The sequence below is a fragment of the Pseudomonas psychrophila genome (assembly GCF_001043005.1).
GTDB lineage: Bacteria > Pseudomonadota > Gammaproteobacteria > Pseudomonadales > Pseudomonadaceae > Aquipseudomonas > Aquipseudomonas psychrophila.
This window is the reverse complement of record NZ_JYKZ01000005.1, coordinates 71,493-89,160: the sequence shown is the minus strand read 5'-3', so window position 1 is coordinate 89,160 and position 17,668 is coordinate 71,493. Positions and strand designations below refer to the sequence as shown.

The following is a 17,668-nucleotide window of genomic DNA, read 5'->3' as shown; positions in this document are numbered from 1 at the left end:
TTAGATAAACGCCATGCCGCCGTTGACCGCCAGGTTTTGCCCGGTAATGAAGGCCGCGTCATCACTGGCCAAGAAGGCCGCGACGCGAGCGATTTCATCGGTCTCACCCATGCGGCCCAGAGGGATGGCCTTGAGCATGCTTTGCATCCAGTCTTCCGGGATGTCAGCCATCATCGGGGTGTTGGTCGGGCCGGGAACGATGGTGTTGACGCGAATGCCATTGCCTGCCAGTTCGCGGGCCATGCTGCGGGTCAGGCCCATTACGCCAGCCTTGGCCGCGCAGTAATGGCTTGGACCTTCACCCGTCAGGGCGGAGGTGCTGGAGATATTGATCACCACACCGGGGGTGGCGGCCTGAAGCATCAGTTTTACGGCTTCACGACTGCAGAAGAAGGTCCCGGTAAGGTTGACGCCGATAACGCGCTGCCAGTTCTCGTCCGGTGTTTGCGCGAACGCATCAATCGAACCGATGCCTGCGTTATTGACCAGCACATCGAGGCTACCGAAGTGCGCGTGAACGGCAGCCATCGCGGTGGCGACAGAATCGCTGTCGGCGACGTTGCAGCTGACGGCAAGAGCGCTGTCGCCCAGCCCTTCAATGCTTTGGCGTGCGGCGTCCAGATTGATGTCGGCTGCGACAACCTTTGCCCCCTGCTCGGCAAAATGACGCACGATGGCCCGCCCCATGCCTTGACCTGCGCCCGTTACAAACGCCACTTTATTCAGCAATTTCATAGAGTTCTCCCGCCTGCCCGATTCCGGACCGCCCTTAAGACTGGGCGGTGTATGGGACCAATCATTGACTGGAGAAAAAAGCTGAACATCGTCCGATAAGACTAAGCAGCACTCACACCTTGTTGGCGCACTACCCGCTCCGTAGCCGTTGACGAGTAGAACAAGGCTAGGTCCGAGCGCGAAGCGGTCGCAAATCCGGAGCGCACGGTTTGCCTGATTAACCGCAATATCCGGATTTACGACTGCTACGCAGCCTCGCAGCGCTCGTCAGCGGTGACAAGATGACCGGCTGGTCTAAATGGACGATGTACTCGCCACGCGCTTCATGGAATAACGGAACCACTAGAACAAAAACCGGGAGAGCCCGTCGTGTCCATACCCTTGCGCCCCACCTGGCGAACTCACTACGCACTAGGCGTTTTGGCTGCCATCTATATCTTCAACTACATCGACCGGCTGCTGATGGCCATTTTGATCGAGCCGGTTAAAGCCGAATTCGGCATTTCCGACACCGGTATAGGCCTGCTTTCAGGGGTGACCTTTGCGGTGTTTTACACCCTCTTCGGCTTTCCTCTGGGGCGACTGTCAGACCGTATCGGACGCAAGAAAGTCATCGCATTCAGCTGTATTGCCTGGAGCGTGATGACCATTTTCTGCGGCTTTGCGGCCAGCTTTGCGATGCTGGTGGTGGCCAGGATCGGGGTAGCGATTGGTGAGGCCGGTGGCACCGCCCCGTCAATGGCAATGGTCTCGGACCTGTATCCGCCTGAACGCCGTTCTACCGCTCTGTCGGTACTGATGCTGGGCTCAAGCCTGGGGGCGATTTTCGGGCTGGGGCTGGGCGGCTGGATCGCTCAACATTACGGCTGGCGTTTTGCATTTGTAGTGATCGGCGCGCCGGGGATTTTTCTCGGACTGCTGTTACTGCTCACCGTACGGGCGCCGAAACCTGCAATGCTGGTCAGCCCCAATCAAGTGGCGCAGGCGAACTGGGCCGTCACGGTGCGCGAGCTGTTCCAGACCCCTTCTTTCCTCTGGATTGTGCTCACCGGCGGCTCTGCTGCCATCGCCGGTTATGCCATCGGCACCTGGAGCCCAAGCTTTCTGATCCGCTCCCACGGTTTGAGCCTGCAGGACGCCGGGCTGCTGGCCGGTGTGGCAGGTGGCGCCGGGGCCACATTTGGCACCCTCACCTGCGGCATTTTGTGTGACCGTCTGGCGCGCCGTGACAAAGGCTGGCAGATCGGCGTTCCGCTGCTGGGCACGCTGATCAGCATCCCGTTCGCCCTGACTTACTTTTTGTGGCCGGTTGGCACCGCGTTTTATGTGGGGAGTACCCCTGTACCCACCGCCTTTCTGTTTTATAGCGTGTTCAGCTTTTTCGGGACGTGGTGGGCAACACCCTGCCTGGGCGCCATTTCTCATCTGTTCCCGGCAACCCGACTGGCCCAGGCCACCGCGATTTTTGTGATGTCCATGACCTTGCTCGGGGTGGGCGTCGGTCCGCTGCTGATCGGCATGCTCAGTGACGGTTTCGCCCATAGCCTGGGCAACGAAGGCCTGCGCTACGCCCTGGCCTCTTGCGTCTCGCTGCTGGTGCTGGCTTCGTTGTTTCTGGCCATGGCCTTGCCACGCTATCGCAACTACCTGATGAACAAGACCCCAACCCCAGCATCGCTGGCTGACGCGGCCACTGCCTGACTTTTGGAGATTGAGTGATGACAGAACAAGACCTTCCACTGCCCATCGGCCACTTTGTGACACTGGACAGCGGCCTGCGCCTGCACTTTCTCGATGAAGGCAGCGGCCCGGTGGTGTTGTGGCTGCACGGTAGCGGTCCGGGTGCCAGTGGCTACAGCAATTTCAAAGGCAACTACCCGCAGTTTGCTGCCGCAGGTTTTCGCAATCTGGTGGTGGACTTGCCGGGGTTCGGTCGCTCCGACAAGCCTGAAGATGCCCAGTACAACCTGGAATTTTTCGTCAATGCCATATCGGGGTTTCTCAAGGCGGTCGGGGTAAAGCGCGCAACCCTGCTCGGCAATTCCCTGGGCGGTGCAATTGCCCTGGGCCTGGCGCTGGCGGAACCGGAGCGCGTCGAAAAACTGATCCTGATGGCCCCGGGCGGCGTTGAAGATCGCGAAACCTACTTCAAGATGATCGGCATTCAACGCATGGTCGAGCTGTACAACGCTGGCCCCCTGGGCATCGAGCAAATGCGCCGGATCATGAGCCTGCAATTGTTCGACAGCTCGCAGCTGGATGACAGCCTGCTGGCTGAACGTGTGGCCGTGGCCGTGCACCAACCGCGCAATCTGTTCACCACCATGATGGTGCCGAACATGACCGAACGACTGGAGGAGCTGCAAGCACCGATCCTGGGGTTCTGGGGCACCGATGACAATTTCAACCCCGCCAGTGGCGCGCTTAAAGTGCTGAATCACGCTCCCAAAGCACGCTTTATCATGCTCAACCAGTGCGGCCACTGGGTGCAGGTTGAACACCGTGACCTCTTCAACAAGGCGTGCCTGGAATTTTTACGCGGCTGAATCATCACCGCGAACCACGCATGACTCACGGCTGCCTGCGGGCGGCCGTACCCCCTTCCAGACACCCGCTCGGGCTGAAATAACAATGACAAAATACTCTCAGTTGCTGGCACCCGGTCGTATTGGCTCTCTTGAGCTGCGCAACCGCATCATCATGGCGCCCATGGGTTCCAATTTTGCCGAAGCCGACGGCCAGTGCGGCGAACGGATTCAAGCCTATTACGAAGCCCGCGCCCGAGGCGGCGCCGGACTGCTGATCATGGGCGTGTGCTCGGTGGCGTTTCCGGCCGGGACCGCCGAGCCGTTCCAGGTCGGCGTGTCCAGCGATGACTTCATCCCCGGTTTGAGCCGCCTCGCCGAACGCGTCCACCAGCACGGCGCAAAAATCGCCATGCAACTTCAACACGCCGGCAAGACCTCGGTGCGCGACATGGCCGAAGGTCGGCAACTGTGGGTGCCTTCAGTACCGCCCGTGCTGCAAAGCGACATGATGGAGGCGCTGACACCCGAGGAGCTGGCCAACTTTGTCAGCTCCATGAAACGTCGCGCCGAAGGCTCACCGATCAGGGTGATGGACAGCTTCGATATCGCGCAAATGATCGACTGGTTTGCCTTGGCTGCCGACCGGGCCAAACGCGCCGGCTTCGACGGCGTAGAACTGCACGCGGCCCACGGTTACATCATTGCCGGCTTCCTCTCAAGCTATTACAACCGGCGCGAAGACGAGTACGGCGGCTCATTGGAGAACCGTGCGCGGCTGCTGTTGGAAATCATCGCGGCAGTACGCGCCAGGGTCGGCAACGACTTTGCGGTGTGGCTGCGTCTGGACGCAGAAGAGCTGCACACCCCTGGCGGCATCACTCTGGACGACGCGACGGCTGTGGCGCGCATGGCCGAGGCCGCTGGGGTCGATGCGGTCAGTGTGTCCGCCAGTGCACGCATCACCAGTGGCGTGGTGTTCACCGAGGCACCACTGGTTCAAAAGCCCAACGGATTCCTGGAGTGGACTGGGGCAATCAAACGCAGCGTGCAAGTGCCGGTGATTGCCGTAGGGCGCATCGAACCGGAGGCCGGTGAAGCGGCACTGAAACGCGGCGACTGCGACTTTATTGCCATGGCCCGCAAGCTGTTGGCCGATCCGGAGCTGCCGAACAAGCTGCTCAACGATCAGGAGGCCAGCATCCGCCCGTGCATCTACTGCTACGTGTGCGTCAGCCAGATCTTCATCAACGAGCGGGTCAAATGCGCGGTCAACCCCATGACCGGCCATGAGTTCGAATACGTTATCAGCCCCACCTCAACGCCTAAGCATCTGGTCGTGGTCGGTGCCGGGCCTGCCGGGATGGAAGCCGCACGCATTGCTGCCCTGCGCGGACATCGTGTAACCCTGCTCGAGCGCAGCGACCGCCTGGGGGGCACGCTGTTTTTTGCGGGCCTGGCCTATGCCGAAAACGCCCGCTTGCTGGACAACCTGAAGGTTCAGGTGCAGCAATCATCCATCGATGTGCGCTTGAACACCCAGGCCAGCCCCGCCCTGCTTCGCGACCTGGGCGCCGATCAAGTGCTGGTGGCTGTTGGCGCTGAACGTGCGGCACCGGCGATCCCCGGTGCCGATCAAGACCACGTTTGGAGCGGAGATGAGCTGCGACGCCTGATGACGGGTGACCGCGCCGACGAAATCGCCAAGCGCAAGCTGTCCTTTACCCAGCGTGCACTGATGAAAGCCGGCAGCCTGACCGGTGTTACCGACAGCCGGGAAGCCATGCAAAAACTGTCACGGGTGTGGATGCCCTTGGGCAAGCGCGTGACCATCATCGGTGGCGGGCTGGTGGGCCTGGAACTGGCGGAATTCCTGATTGCTCGCGGGCGTCAGGTAACCGTGCTGGAAAGCGGCACCCACCTGGGCCGCGAACTGGCCATCGTGCGCCGCTGGCGGGTGCTCCACGAAGTTCGCGTGCATGGCGGCGAGTTGATTACCGGGGCCTGCGTAACAGCCATTGAAGGCCATGCCGTGCTTTACCAACTGGCTGATGGCAGCAGTGCCCGCAGCGAAGCCGATTCGGTGGTACTGGCCATCGGCGCACAGCCCAACACCGGATTACTCGACGAGCTGACCCGTGCAGGCTTGAGCGCCACCAGCATTGGCGACTGCCGGAGCATTGGCTATATCGAGGGTGCCATCAGTGCCGGACACAAGGCCGGGCGCGAGGCCTAGGGACAGACCGCGCCGTTAGCTTCGCAGGCAAGCCAGCTTCCACATACCCACAAAACGTGATGGTTACACCCTCGCTGTGGGAGCGGGCTTGCTCGCGATGGCATCACCTCGACCTACCTGTAAGACCCCGCCGCTCTCAAGCAGGCTGTCGAACATGGCCTGGGCTGCCGCCGACAACTCATGACCGGGTTTGGTCAGCACGCCGATGGCGCGCTCTACCACGGGCTCATGCAAGGTGATGCAGCATGCGCCGAGCTCACGCATCTGCTCGGCGCACAGCGCCGGTACCACGCTCACGCCCAGCCCGCTGGCGACCATTCGCCCGACCGTGGCCAGTTGATGACTTTCGAATTCCACCGGTAATTTCATCTGTCGCGCCTGCAGGTGTTCTTCCAGCATTACCCGCACGGCAGAAGGCCGTTGCAGGGTAATAAAGGGCTCTTGCAGCAGGGTTTTCCAGTCAATCAAACCAAGCCCGGCCAGCACCGAATCACGGGGCACTACCGCGACAAAACGGTCGAGGTACAACGGGGTAAAGGTCAGCGACGAACCGGGTGCGGGTTCGAAAGCCACACCCAGCTCCACCTGACGATCGCGAACCATCTCCAGTACTTGCTCGTTGATGACGTCGTTCACCGTGACGTTAACCTTGGGATATCGCACGCGAAAACGCTTGAGCATCGCTGGCAGCTGATTACCCGAGAATGACGGGATCGCCGCCAGGGTCACGCGCCCACGTTGCAGGGTGAAACGCTGACGCAAGTCATCCTCGGCGTTGTCCCAGTCCGCGATCAGACGTCGGGCCAGCGGCAACAGCGACTCGCCCTCGGGTGTCAGTGCCACATTGCGCGTGGTACGGCTGAACAGACGCCCGCCCAGGCCCTCCTCCAACGCTTTGATGGTCAGGCTCAAGGCCGACTGGGACAAATGCAGGCGCTCGCAAGCCACGGCAAAACTCAAGCTCTGGGCCACGGCGAGAAAGGCGCGGATCTGCTTCACGGTCATGGGCTTAGCCTCGCAGTGATTGATTTGTTTTATCTATTAATCCAGCTTAAAAATCAACTTATCAAATCAATCACATCCAGTAACACTCACTTCAAACGGCTAACCACAGCCCACTAAAAATAAAGAGGTGCGTATGGCAGGTTTCGACAAGCGTGTGAGCTCCTACGAGGAAGCCCTGGCGGGACTCAAGGACGGCATGACCGTCATCTCTGGTGGCTTTGGTTTGTGTGGTATCCCCGAGAACCTGATCAACGAGATCAAGCGTCAGGGCATCCGCGACCTGACCGTGGTTTCAAACAACTGCGGGGTTGACGGTTTCGGCCTCGGCGTCCTGCTCGAGGACCGCCAGATCAGCAAGGTGATCGCCTCTTATGTGGGTGAAAACGCCCTGTTCGAGAAGCAGCTGTTGAGCGGTGAAATCGAAGTCGAACTGACACCCCAAGGTACCCTCGCCGAAAAAATGCGCGCTGGCGGTGCCGGCATTCCGGCATTTTTTACCGCTACAGGTGTCGGCACCCCCGTTGCCGACGGCAAGGAAACCCGCGAATTCAAGGGCCGCGCCTACCTGATGGAAGAGTCCATCACCGGCGATTTCGCCATTGTCAAAGGCTGGAAAGCCGACCACTTCGGCAATGTGATCTACCGCCATACCGCCCAGAACTTCAATCCGCTGGCCGCCACGGCCGGCAAGATCACCGTGGTTGAAGTCGAAGAAATCGTCGAGCCCGGCGAACTGGACCCGACCCAGATCCATACCCCGGGCATCTACGTCGACCGGATCATTTGCGGCACGTTCGAAAAACGTATCGAACAGCTCACCGAGCGTTCCTGATCCCCTGCCCAACTCCTGAACCCGAGCACGGAGAACAACCATGGCTCTATCCCGCGAACAAATGGCTCAGCGCGTCGCCCGCGAAATGCAGGACGGCTTCTACGTCAACCTGGGCATCGGCATCCCGACCCTGGTCGCCAACTACATTCCCGAAGGCATGGAAGTCATGCTGCAATCAGAAAACGGCCTGCTCGGCATGGGGGCGTTCCCCCGGGTCGGTGAAGCAGACGCCGACATGATCAACGCCGGCAAACAAACCGTCACCGCACGCACCGGGGCGTCGATTTTCTCATCTGCAGAGTCGTTCGCAATGATTCGCGGCGGCCATATCGACCTCACCGTACTCGGTGCCTTCGAAGTCGACGTACACGGCAACATCGCCTCCTGGATGATCCCCGGCAAGCTGGTCAAGGGCATGGGCGGCGCGATGGATCTGGTGGCCGGCGCGGAAAACATCATCGTCACCATGACCCACGCGTCCAAGGACGGAGAGTCCAAGCTGTTGTCGCGTTGCAGCCTGCCATTGACCGGCGCAGGTTGCATCAAGCGTGTCTTGACCGACCTTGCCTACCTGGAAATCGACAACGGCGCGTTCATCCTCAAGGAGCGCGCACCCGGCGTCAGCGTTGAGGAAATCATTCGCAAAACCGCAGGCAAGCTGATCGTCCCGGACCATGTCCCGGAAATGCAATTCGCCTGAACCATTCACTCAAGAGCAACGCTGCTCAAGTGTGGGAGCGGGCTTGCTCGCGAGGGTCTTCAGAGCACCGCATTAACTCAGTAAAGACGCGTCATCGTTAACGACCATCGCGAGCAAGCCCGCTCCCACAGAGCCAAAAAAACCTTGAGTGAACAGCATTGTCAGTCACAGCGTTTTTTTGATGACCCGTGTCTGCTCGGGGGCAATCAACTGACCGTGCGCGTCGATGGGCCGCATCAACCCCAACGGCTGCCCTGTGGCTGTATCCACGAGTTGCGAATGGGCCTCGTGGGGCTCGAACATATGCTGCTCTGCCCATTGCCGCAAAGCCACGACCACCGGAAAGAGGCTCTCACCTTTCGCCGTCAAGACGTATTCCTGATACGAGGTCCCGTCAGACGCGGGCCGCACTTCCAAAATACCTGCCTCAACCAGGCCCTTGAGCCGGTGGGTCAGCACGCTGCGCGCTACACCCAAACCACTCTGAAAGTCCCCAAAGCGCCGAACGCCATCGAACGCATCGCGTACGATCAGTAACGACCAGCGATCGCCGATCAAGTCCACAGTCCGTGCCACCGGGCAGGTGGGGGCTGGATCAATGTGCGGCTTGGCCATGCAGGCTCCTTTGATTGTTTAGGAAATCAGAATGATTTCTCGCAGCAAGTTTCATTTTAAGACTGGTTGCCCTACAATGAAACAAGTCTTAATTTGAGACTAGATTGCCGCGAGGTTTACCCGTGCACAATGATCAACTTCATCCCGTCTGCGGGGCGCCCCCACGGCGCACTCCGCGAGGGCTGGTCGGACTGTTCGCCTGCGCCAGCGGGTTGAGTGTGGCGAACGTTTATTACGCCCAGCCATTACTTGACCAGGTGGCTGAAGACTTCGCCATCAGCCCTGGCGCTGTCGGCGGTGTAATTACCGCCACCCAGGTTGGCAGTGTGCTGGCCTTGTTGTTGATTGTGCCGCTGGGCGATCAGATCAACCGCCGAACCTTGATGCTGGTCCAAATCAGCGCGCTGATCGGCGGACTTTTTTGCGTCGGCATAACCCACTCCCCCTTGATCATGCTGTTAGCCATGCTCGCGATCGGTTTGCTGGGAACTGCCATGACACAGGGCCTGATCGCCTTCGCCGCCACTGCGTCCTTGCCAGAAGAACGCGGTCGGGTGGTGGGCACGGTGCAAGGCGGGGTTGTGATTGGACTGTTGCTGTCACGGCTGGCTGCCGGGCTGATCTCGGACCTGGCCGGGTGGCGCTGGGTGTACCTGAGCTCGGCGCTGGCCATGATGACGCTGGGTTTGATCCTCTACAAAGTCTTGCCCACGCAACGACCGTCATCCGCACCCATGGCATATCCGCGGCTAGTGCTGTCGATGTTTAAGTTGCTCAAGGAGGATCCCGTGCTGCAAATCCGCGGCATGCTCGCCTTGTTCATTTTTGCGGTGCTGGGGATTTTCTGGAGTGCGCTGGTGTTTCTCCTGACCCACGCGCCCTACGGGTTTTCACACACCACCATCGGCACATTTGGACTGGCAGGCGTAGTGGGTGCGCTCGCGGCCACGCGCGCAGGAGTTTGGGCGGACAAAGGCCTGGGCCAATGGACAACCGGCGTATCGCTGGCGCTGCTGATACTGGCCTGGGGGGCTCTCTGGCTTACGACTGACTCGATGGTATGGCTACTTATCGGCGTTGTGATGCTCGACCTCGGCGCACAAGCCATTCATGTGACTAATCAGAGCATGATTTTCAACTCACAGCCCGCCTCGCACAGCCGCGTCGTGGGCTGCTACATGCTGTTTTATGCTGTTGGCAGCGGCCTTGGCGCACTGGCATCCACTGCCCTTTTCGCGGCCCATGGCTGGACCGGTGTGTGCCTGCTTGGCGCCGGCGTCAGCTTGACGGCCCTTGGGTTCTGGGCCGTCACACTGCACCTGATGCCGGGCACTGTTGAGCACTCACGAACAGCCGCCAGGCATCCCGGATAAACACAGGGGACGACAGCCCGTGAAAAGGTTGTCAGTGGGGAGGTGGTTCCTCACGGACTTCGGGAATCGTCAGAATCCGCTTCAACAGTTCTGCGGTTTCCACCCGGCTGGTTTTTCTGAACTCCACGGTGATGCTCTCGGTGCCCATGTCCGGGCCTTGCTCAACAACCACCTGTTTGAGGCGACCTGCGTCTTTGCCGAGAAAGTCCTCAAGGGTCTGGCGATTCAATACGCCAATTGGCGCCACCAGCTTGATGACATGCACTTTTATGTAATCGCGATACCTGTGCTCAATCGGCCCGATGGTAATCAGGATCAGCAGAATCAGAACGGTAGCCGCCACGCCCAATAGATACAGCCCGCCACCGATGGTCATGCCAATGGCCGCCACCGCCCACAGGCTCGCGGCCGTGGTCAGCCCCTTGATCACTTCACCGCGCATCATGATCGAGCCTGCACCGAGAAAGCCGATACCGGTAACGATCTGCGCGGCGATCCGCGAAGGATCGAGTTGCGTGCCCTGCTGGGTCAGCGCCTGCTGAAAACCAAAGGCGGATACGATCATGAACAGGCATGCCCCGGTCGCCACCAGCATGTGGGTGCGCAAACCCGCGGTCCAAAATTGATGTTCTCGTTGCAATCCAATCATGCTACCCAACACTGCGGCCAACAGCAGGCGCGCAATCATTTCCCATTCTGAAATCATTCCAGTCCCTCAAGCCAGATCATCTGCCAGCGCAGTAATTGCCAACAGCATAGTCAAGGTTCAGCCGTGCGCCGCACAGCCATGCGCCAGCGCTATTTGACCAGACGGATTTCCTTGGAGGGCCGGTAGCCGAAATAGGCGCTGTAGCACTTGCTGAAATGGCTCGGCGACACAAATCCGCAGGCCACCAGCACCTCCACCTGTGACAGTTCGGTGTGCTGCAGCAAGCGCCGCGCTTCGGTAATGCGCAGTTCGAGGTAATACCGTTGTGGCGTGGTGCCCAACTGTTCCTTGAACAGACGCTCCAGCTGACGACGGGATCGGCCCACATAGACCGCCAGTTGTTCCAGCTCCAGGGGTTCTTCAAGGTTGGCGTCCATCAGCATGACCACTTCACGCAGCGGGGCGCTCACGCAGATGTTTTGCTCCGGCTTGATGCGCCGATACCGGGATTCTTCAAACGCCAGAATATCCTCGATACCTTCGACCAACGCCTTGTCATGCAAGCCCTTGATCCAGCCCAACGCCATCTGGAAGGCCCCGGCAGGGCTGGAGGCCGTCAGCCGGTCACGATCAATGACGAAGGGCTCGCTGGTGACCTGTGCGGCCTTGGCCACTTCGGCCAGTGCGGGGCGATGTTCGGGGTGGATAGCACAACGGTAGCCGTCCAGCAGCCCGGCACTGGCCAAAAACCAGGCGCCGTTCCATAACCCGCCGAGGGTGATCCCTGCACTGGAAGCAGCCCTGAGCAGGCTGACCAGTTCGTCACTGATCTTGAGTTCGGTTCTGTAGCCACCGCAAATAACCAGCAGGTCCAGTTCGTCGAGCAGGGTGGGGTCAATGCGGGCATCGGGACGAATCACCAGGCCCAGATCGCTGACGACCTCGCCTTCGCTCAGGCCATAGGTGCGCGATGAAAACAAACCGGCACGCAGCAGGTTGGCGGTGATGAGGGTGTCCAGCGCCTGGGTAAATGCAGGCAGCGAGAAGTGTTCAAGCAGCACAAAGCCCGTGCGAACCACCGGGCCTGCCTCGGCGTGGCTGTCCTTGAGATAACGAAGGTTTTTACCCTTCATGCCGGTGCTGAATTGACGTCGCTCGATCAAGGCCAGATCCATTTTTATGCAGTGATAAGGCCCAATGCTACCCCCCGGCAGGCCAAAAAGCTCCTGCTGGAGAGAGACGACCGGGGCGTGTCGGCAACTGTCCCTCCCCCATCGCCAGGCCCCGGTTCAAGCACGTTGAAGATCAGAACCCCACAGTGGCACTCAACAGGTAGGTTCGTGGCGTCGAGAGGGTCAGCCCCGGCTCGCTGTCATCCGAGGCGCCCGCCGAACTCCAGTACCGTTTGCCCAGCACGTTCTCGACACTGGCCCGCAAGGTCACGTCCTTTTGCTCGACCTTGAATGCGTAACGCGCCCCCACGTCGAAGCGTTCCCAGGCATCGATTTCCTTGGTGTTGGCCTGGTCCAGATACTGCGAGCTGGTGTAGATGCCGCGCCCGGTAAGGGTCAGCCCTTGTACGCCCGGCACATCCCACTCGGTGCCCAGGTTGACGTTGTACTTGGGTGTGGCAGGCGCACGGTTGCCGTCAAAGTTGCCGCCCAGGGTATCGGTCAGTTTGCTGTCGATGTACATCACGCCACCCAGCAGGCGAAGCCCCTGGAGCGGCTCACCGAATACGCTCACTTCGGCACCCAGGTTTTGTCGCTTGCCGTTGGGGCCGAACACCCGGCTGATGGCGTTGGTTTCGTAGGCCGGCTGCCGGATCCGGAACACGCTTGCGGTGATCGCGAACGGGCCCATGTCGTACTTGGCCCCGGCTTCAATTTGACGGCTGATGAACGGCGGGAAAATCTCGTCATTGTTGGACGCTGTCGACGGCGCAATCTTGCCCTGGCTCAAACCTTCCATGTAGTTGGCGTACAGCGAGAGCTGTTCGGTGGCCTTGAACAGAATGCCTCCCGAAGGCGAGATTTTCTCTTCGTCATAACCGGTGGTGCCTTTGACGTCATTGCTCCAGTCATCGACCTTGACCCGCTGCCAGCGAGCACCAACGGTCAGGAGCAGGCGATCATCAAAGAAGCCCAGGGTGTCGGACAACGCTACGCCGCTATAACGGCTTTCGGTGTAGACCTCGGGGTCAAGCCGGGTCGGTGTGCCGGGTTTTGGCGTTTCAACGGGGTGATAGAGGTTGCTGTTGGCCTCCGCGTAACGGGCGCCGCCATTGGTAAAGTCCATATAAAAGTAGCTGGCGGCCAGATTGACCTCATGACTCACAGGTCCGGTATGGAACCAGTTGCGCACACCGGCCATCGCGGTGCGCACGTTTTCATCACGGGTAAACGCTCGCGGCTGCACCTTGAAGTCACCGGCATCGTTGGTCACCGAAACGGCATGGCGCAGGAAGTCGTGGTTGCTTTTGCGCGCGCCGACGGCGCCGTAGACCATGACCGAATCGTTGACGTCATACTCTGCGTTCACCGCGCCAAACGTATCCTTGGTATGGGCCCGGCTCCAGGGCTCTGCGTAGTTGTGGCGAACATCGCTGGCGTCCGGAACCTTGGCTTTTGGACCCACCTGCACCCGCTCCTGAGGGGCGTCGGTGATGCGTTCGGTGCGGCCCATATCCGTCGACACGCGCAGACGCTCGCCGCGAAAATCCAGACCCAGTACGGCCATCTCGCGATCGACGCTCTGATGGTCCCACTCGGTATCGCCGGACTGTTTTACACCGTTGAAGCGCACCCCGAACTGGTCTTCGTCGCCGAACCGACGGCCAATATCCACCGCACCGCCCACCTGACTGTTGGAGGCATAGCTGCCGGTAAACTCGGTGATCGGCTGATCCGTGGCGCGCTTGGGCACCACATTGATGCCACCGCCCACGCTGCCACGGGGCGAGATGCCATTGATCAATTGGCTCGGCCCTTTAAGGATGTCGACGCGATCGGCCATTTCCATGTCGATGGTATACGTCGGCAAAATGCCGTAGAGGCCGTTATAGGACACGTCACTGTTGAACAGGCTGAAGCCGCGAATGGTGAATTGCTCATAGCGCCCGCCCGCCGGGTTGGTGGCACGTACCGAAGGGTCGCTGCCTATCAGATCACCCAGGGTGCGCGCCTGCAGGTTCTTGACCGCCTCGCTGGTGTAGGTGGTCATGCTGAACGGGGTTTCCATGAAGTCCCGCGAACCGAGCATCCCCTGGGAACCCCTGCGCGCGACCTGACCGCCAGCGAACACGGCACCGCCCTCCATACCGTCTGCACCGAGAATCGAAGTACTGGGCAGTTGCAGGCTGTCGCTGCCTTGCGCCAGGGGAATCAGGGTATAGGCCTTATCGCCTGCGGACAGTAATTGCAGGCCAGAGCCCTGCAGTAGCCGGGAGAAGCCTTCTTCGACTGCAAACGCACCGGACAGGCCGCTACTGCTGTGACCGCTGACCAGCGCCGGATCCACCGACAGGTTAACCCCGGCCAAACCGGCGAAGCGGGTCAGCGCTGCGCCCAACGTGCCCGCGGGTACCTCGTAGGTACGGCGCTCGGAGCTGTCGGCCCAACTGGAGGTGATGAACAACGGACTGGAACTGAGGGTCAACACAAGACCTAATCGAAACAGCGGGCGCAGGCGCAAGGACGATACTGCTGGCATGGGGCAAAGCTCTCGTATTTTATTCACTTGCCTTGAATGACAGGCGAGATGAAAAAAAGGGACAGCGAGCGTTGCACAAAATCTGTAGATACTCTGTTGCCAGCCGACCTGTTCAGAGCAATGTGCTCCGCTAAAAAGGTCGGCCTGTAGGCCGCCTCGGCGGGCCGTTGATCTTGTTTTTGCACTGGTTTTTGATCTACCTGCCCTTCGGGAGGCTGAGAGGAGGTTCTGCGTAGTGGGTCGACCGGCATGGATGCCGGGAGAGCCGTGTTGGGCCATGGATGGCCCGTCACGGCGTGCCCACGGAGCGGGACCGGAGTGAGGGACACCTGAGCGCAGCGAGGGCCGTACGCTGGGGCAAGGCCTTTTTGGGTACTTTTGTGGCTGTTTGACAAAAGTGCCTCGCTGTAAGAGCGAAACCATCATTTCAGTTAACCGCGAATGCCGGATATGTACCCCGTGTGCCCGTTGTTTTGCGATGCGCCCGCAGCGATGCCGAGTACATATCCATTCGATATGTCACGACCTACTACGGGTTCCGCCCTTACGGCGGGTCACTTTTTCCAAACGCCGAAAAAGTAACCAAAAAGGCTTGCCCTACCATACGGCCGCCTCGCCCAGGCTCGGTGGTTCCCTCACTCCGGCACTGTCATGGGGGCTCGCCGCGACGGGCCATCCATGGCCCATCGCGGCTGGCGCGGCGTCCTGCCGCGCCACCCCCATAACAGCACCTGCGTTCGGCCTTCTGTGATGGGCATTCGCGTCGTCTGGACATTCGTGTGGCTCCAGCAAAAGCACAAGCAAAAGCAAAAGCAAAATCCATCGCAGACGCCACAGAACCTTGCGCAAAACGTTTTAGCGCCAACATACAAGACGCTGGCGCAGGAAAACGGCAACTGTGGGAGCGAGCCTGTTCGCGAGCAGGCTCGCTCCCACAATAGGGCTTGACCTACAACAGAGTATCTAGAGGTTTTAGAGGGTTCACGCCTGGTTATTTCGGGGTACCAGCGTGACCCAATAGCGTGTGCGTGTTTGCACCTGTACCGGCAAGGTAGCGGCCAGCAGCGACAGGATGCGGTCGGTATTGTCCAACTGAAAACTGCCAGTGACCCGCAGGGTTTCAAGCCCGGGTTCCCAGCGCAGCCAGCCTGCGCGATAGCGGCTCAGCTCACGCAAAAAATCCCCCAAGGGCTGGTTCTGCGCCATCAGCACCCGCTCCCGCCAACCAGGCTGCAACGGATCGAACGGGCCAATGGCCCCTGCTCCCGTCACGCCCAAGCTGACCTGTTGGCCCTCACGCAACAACAGCGCAGCACCCTGTACCGGCTGTACCTGCACCGTGCCGCTGACCACCGAAACCTGACAATCCCCTGCATTGAGACGCACGCAGACGTCACTGTGACTCAGGGTGATGCGCCCGTAGCGGGCGTCAATGGTGAAGGGTGCAACGCCCCTTGCCTTGAGCGCCATCTCGCCCCGTACCAACGTCAGCAACCGGGCTTGCATGTCGACATTCACAGCGCTGGCCGTATTGAGTTGCAGTGTGCTGCCGTCGGCCAACGGCACATCGGTATGTTCCCCCGTGGCGGTGTGCAGATCGGCGCGCCATGCATCCAGGGGCAACTGGCGTGTCAGCAACCAGGCTGTCGGCACCACGGCGCCCACACACAGTGCCTGCTTCAGGAGTGCACGCCGTCCCGGATCTGGACGGTCAAGGGTGGCCATTGCCAACGCAGAAGGCAGCTTGTGGAAGCGCTGGCGAAGTAATTGCACTTTCTGCCAGGCGGACTCATGAGCACCGGCGCTGTCGCGCCACTGTTGCAGATGCGCGCGATCTCGGTCAGTGGCCGTGCCGGACTCCATCAGCGCCAGCCAGTGGGCAGCAGCGCGGGCAACGTTTCTGACTTCGGTTGAAGGATCGGCCTGTTTCAAGCGTCCACCAACAAGCAGTGTTCGTATGCCTGGGCCATGTAACGCTTGACCGTACGTTCAGAGACCTTCAGGCGTTCGGCAATCTCCCTGTACCCCAGCCCTTCGAGCTGGCTCCAGAGGAACGCCCGGCGCACCACTGCCGGTAACCCATCAAGCAACTCGTCCAGGGCCTGCAAGGTCTCGAGCAGCAGCCAACGTTGCTCGGGGGACGGCACACTGTCTTCGGGCAGCTGTGCCAGCGCATCCAGATAGGCCTGTTCCAGGCTGCGCCGAGTATAGAAATTGCTCAGCAGACGCTTGCCGACCGTCAGCAAATAGGCTCGAGGTTCACGCAAATCAGCCAGTGGCTGGGCGCTGGCAAGGACGCGAACAAAGGTGTCCTGGCTCAGGTCTGCCGCATCCCAGGCGTTGCCCATGCGCTGGCGCAACCAGTTTTCCAGCCAGCTGCGATGATCGCGATACAGCGCATGCAGGGTCTGCTCTTTCGGTGTCGCTGCTTCAATCATCTCAAGAGGCCCTGTGTGCAGGATATGGCAAATGAGAGTGATTCTAATTTGTGTTTTATCTTGATACCAAGTTCTTTTTCTTCTACCTCAGTCCTTTAGTCGATCCAACAGGGCCTGGGGGTGTAGATGAAGAACTAAACTGCTACAAATCATGTAGGCAGCTCACTCGGAACTTGTAGTCCCCTGGATAGGCTGCGATAAGCTCCGCCATTGGTTCAATCAACAGCAATCAGGAATTATCGATATGTACGGGGTTTTTGCATGAAGTGGCTCAAGGGCATCATTCTGGGCGCGATACTGCTTGCAGTCGGCGCTGTAGCGCTTGGGCTATTTTACTTTCTGCCTCAACACGATGTGGTGATGGTCACCGGGGTTGAAGTCAAACGGGTTGATCACAACGGCGTTATCAACGCTGAAAATCCGGCCGACGGCCCGACCCGTGATGTGTACTTCATCAACACCGAAGACCCGATCACCAAGGAAGTCATGGTGTATCGCAACGAGGACACCGGCTGGTCCTTCCCATGGTATTTCAAGTTCGACTCTGCAGACATCCAGGCCAAGGCCCAGGGATACTCCCGAGATGCCGAGCAGCTGGCACTTATTCGATATTACGGATGGCGCATCAAGATCCTGTCGGTGTTCCCGAACATCACCGCGATCGAAGCCACCAAAACCCGCGATGAACCCTTCCCCTGGTTTAACACGGTGTTCTTCAGCGTGTTGGCACTGGTGGTGCTTTTTATTGCCGTGTTTGTAAAACGCCGCGTCAAACGACGCCCGCAAATGCCAGTGAGCTGATCAATGCGCCCCTCCCGGGGCGCATTTCTCTGCCATCATCGCAACGCT

15 protein-coding genes are annotated in these 17,668 nt (G+C 59.8%); 7 read left to right on the top strand and 8 right to left on the bottom strand.

All coding sequences use genetic code 11. The annotated features are described in order from the left end of the window. Entirely contained in the window at positions 1–735 is a 735-nt protein-coding gene (locus TU76_RS13690; protein ID WP_019826407.1) for an SDR family NAD(P)-dependent oxidoreductase, read from the bottom strand. Positions 736–1,104: 369 nt separating this feature from the next. Here TU76_RS13690 and TU76_RS13685 point away from each other — a divergent pair, with 369 nt between their 5' ends. From TU76_RS13685 to TU76_RS13675, 3 genes are all read left to right on the top strand, one after another. Next, entirely contained in the window at positions 1,105–2,436 is a 1,332-nt protein-coding gene (locus tag TU76_RS13685) for a spinster family MFS transporter (RefSeq protein WP_019826405.1), read from the top strand. Positions 2,437–2,453: 17 nt separating this feature from the next. After that, positions 2,454–3,281: an alpha/beta fold hydrolase gene (locus TU76_RS13680; protein ID WP_048351848.1), complete on the top strand. Its 828-nt coding sequence runs from the start codon at positions 2,454–2,456 to the stop codon at positions 3,279–3,281. Positions 3,282–3,366: 85 nt separating this feature from the next. Then, a complete protein-coding gene (locus tag TU76_RS13675; RefSeq protein WP_048351847.1) occupies positions 3,367–5,496 on the top strand; it encodes an oxidoreductase in 2,130 nt (709 codons plus the stop codon). Between the two features lie 63 nt (positions 5,497–5,559). Here the strand turns inward: TU76_RS13675 and TU76_RS13670 are convergent, their stop codons facing one another. Continuing rightward, positions 5,560–6,501 (bottom strand): LysR family transcriptional regulator, encoded by a 942-nt coding sequence (locus TU76_RS13670; RefSeq protein ID WP_046810598.1) that lies wholly within the window; start codon positions 6,499–6,501, stop codon positions 5,560–5,562. A gap of 133 nt (positions 6,502–6,634) precedes the next feature. Here TU76_RS13670 and TU76_RS13665 point away from each other — a divergent pair, with 133 nt between their 5' ends. After that, positions 6,635–7,333 carry a CoA transferase subunit A gene (locus tag TU76_RS13665; protein WP_019826399.1) on the top strand — a complete coding sequence of 233 codons (699 nt, stop codon included), beginning with the start codon at positions 6,635–6,637 and terminating at the stop codon, positions 7,331–7,333. Between the two features lie 40 nt (positions 7,334–7,373). After that, positions 7,374–8,033 (top strand): CoA transferase subunit B, encoded by a 660-nt coding sequence (locus TU76_RS13660; RefSeq protein WP_019826394.1) that lies wholly within the window; start codon positions 7,374–7,376, stop codon positions 8,031–8,033. 165 nt (positions 8,034–8,198) lie between these two features. On the opposite strand, the gene TU76_RS13655 is transcribed toward TU76_RS13660, so the two are convergent. After that, the gene (locus TU76_RS13655; RefSeq protein WP_048351846.1) at positions 8,199–8,648 is read right to left on the bottom strand and encodes a winged helix-turn-helix transcriptional regulator; all 450 of its coding nucleotides are present in this window, start codon (positions 8,646–8,648) and stop codon (positions 8,199–8,201) included. A gap of 122 nt (positions 8,649–8,770) precedes the next feature. Here TU76_RS13655 and TU76_RS13650 point away from each other — a divergent pair, with 122 nt between their 5' ends. Next, entirely contained in the window at positions 8,771–10,021 is a 1,251-nt protein-coding gene (locus TU76_RS13650; protein WP_048351845.1) for an MFS transporter, read from the top strand. A gap of 31 nt (positions 10,022–10,052) precedes the next feature. Here the strand turns inward: TU76_RS13650 and TU76_RS13645 are convergent, their stop codons facing one another. From TU76_RS13645 to TU76_RS13625, 5 genes are all read right to left on the bottom strand, one after another. Then, on the bottom strand, positions 10,053–10,727 hold the full coding sequence (locus TU76_RS13645) for an MgtC/SapB family protein (protein ID WP_019826389.1): 675 nt from the start codon (positions 10,725–10,727) through the stop codon (positions 10,053–10,055). A 92-nt stretch (positions 10,728–10,819) separates the two neighbouring features. Next, positions 10,820–11,845 carry a GlxA family transcriptional regulator gene (locus tag TU76_RS13640; RefSeq protein ID WP_048351844.1) on the bottom strand — a complete coding sequence of 342 codons (1,026 nt, stop codon included), beginning with the start codon at positions 11,843–11,845 and terminating at the stop codon, positions 10,820–10,822. 130 nt (positions 11,846–11,975) lie between these two features. Further along, complete coding sequence (locus tag TU76_RS13635) at positions 11,976–14,381, bottom strand: TonB-dependent receptor (RefSeq protein WP_046810595.1); 2,406 nt, start codon at positions 14,379–14,381, stop codon at positions 11,976–11,978. A 981-nt stretch (positions 14,382–15,362) separates the two neighbouring features. Further along, positions 15,363–16,313 (bottom strand): FecR domain-containing protein, encoded by a 951-nt coding sequence (locus tag TU76_RS13630; RefSeq protein ID WP_048351843.1) that lies wholly within the window; start codon positions 16,311–16,313, stop codon positions 15,363–15,365. Beyond that, a complete protein-coding gene (locus tag TU76_RS13625) occupies positions 16,310–16,819 on the bottom strand; it encodes a sigma-70 family RNA polymerase sigma factor (RefSeq protein WP_019826382.1) in 510 nt (169 codons plus the stop codon). The genes TU76_RS13630 and TU76_RS13625 overlap by 4 nt, the downstream gene beginning before the upstream one ends. 261 nt (positions 16,820–17,080) lie before the next feature. On the opposite strand from TU76_RS13625, the gene TU76_RS13620 reads away from it, so the two are divergent. Beyond that, a complete protein-coding gene (locus TU76_RS13620) occupies positions 17,081–17,620 on the top strand; it encodes a DUF1523 family protein (protein WP_019826378.1) in 540 nt (179 codons plus the stop codon). The last annotated feature ends 48 nt before the right edge of the window (positions 17,621–17,668 follow it).

What these genes read in the sequence shown, in the direction of transcription:
- TU76_RS13690 (WP_019826407.1), bottom strand. Translation starts at nt 735, where the DNA reads ATGAAATTGCTGAATAAAGTGGCGTTTGTAACGGGCGCAGGTCAAGGC.
- TU76_RS13680 (WP_048351848.1), top strand. Translation starts at nt 2,454, where the DNA reads ATGACAGAACAAGACCTTCCACTGCCCATCGGCCACTTTGTGACACTG.
- TU76_RS13675 (WP_048351847.1), top strand. Translation starts at nt 3,367, where the DNA reads ATGACAAAATACTCTCAGTTGCTGGCACCCGGTCGTATTGGCTCTCTT.
- TU76_RS13670 (WP_046810598.1), bottom strand. Translation starts at nt 6,501, where the DNA reads ATGACCGTGAAGCAGATCCGCGCCTTTCTCGCCGTGGCCCAGAGCTTG.
- TU76_RS13665 (WP_019826399.1), top strand. Translation starts at nt 6,635, where the DNA reads ATGGCAGGTTTCGACAAGCGTGTGAGCTCCTACGAGGAAGCCCTGGCG.
- TU76_RS13660 (WP_019826394.1), top strand. Translation starts at nt 7,374, where the DNA reads ATGGCTCTATCCCGCGAACAAATGGCTCAGCGCGTCGCCCGCGAAATG.
- TU76_RS13655 (WP_048351846.1), bottom strand. Translation starts at nt 8,648, where the DNA reads ATGGCCAAGCCGCACATTGATCCAGCCCCCACCTGCCCGGTGGCACGG.
- TU76_RS13645 (WP_019826389.1), bottom strand. Translation starts at nt 10,727, where the DNA reads ATGATTTCAGAATGGGAAATGATTGCGCGCCTGCTGTTGGCCGCAGTG.
- TU76_RS13640 (WP_048351844.1), bottom strand. Translation starts at nt 11,845, where the DNA reads ATGGATCTGGCCTTGATCGAGCGACGTCAATTCAGCACCGGCATGAAG.
- TU76_RS13635 (WP_046810595.1), bottom strand. Translation starts at nt 14,381, where the DNA reads ATGCCAGCAGTATCGTCCTTGCGCCTGCGCCCGCTGTTTCGATTAGGT.
- TU76_RS13625 (WP_019826382.1), bottom strand. Translation starts at nt 16,819, where the DNA reads ATGATTGAAGCAGCGACACCGAAAGAGCAGACCCTGCATGCGCTGTAT.
- TU76_RS13620 (WP_019826378.1), top strand. Translation starts at nt 17,081, where the DNA reads ATGAAGTGGCTCAAGGGCATCATTCTGGGCGCGATACTGCTTGCAGTC.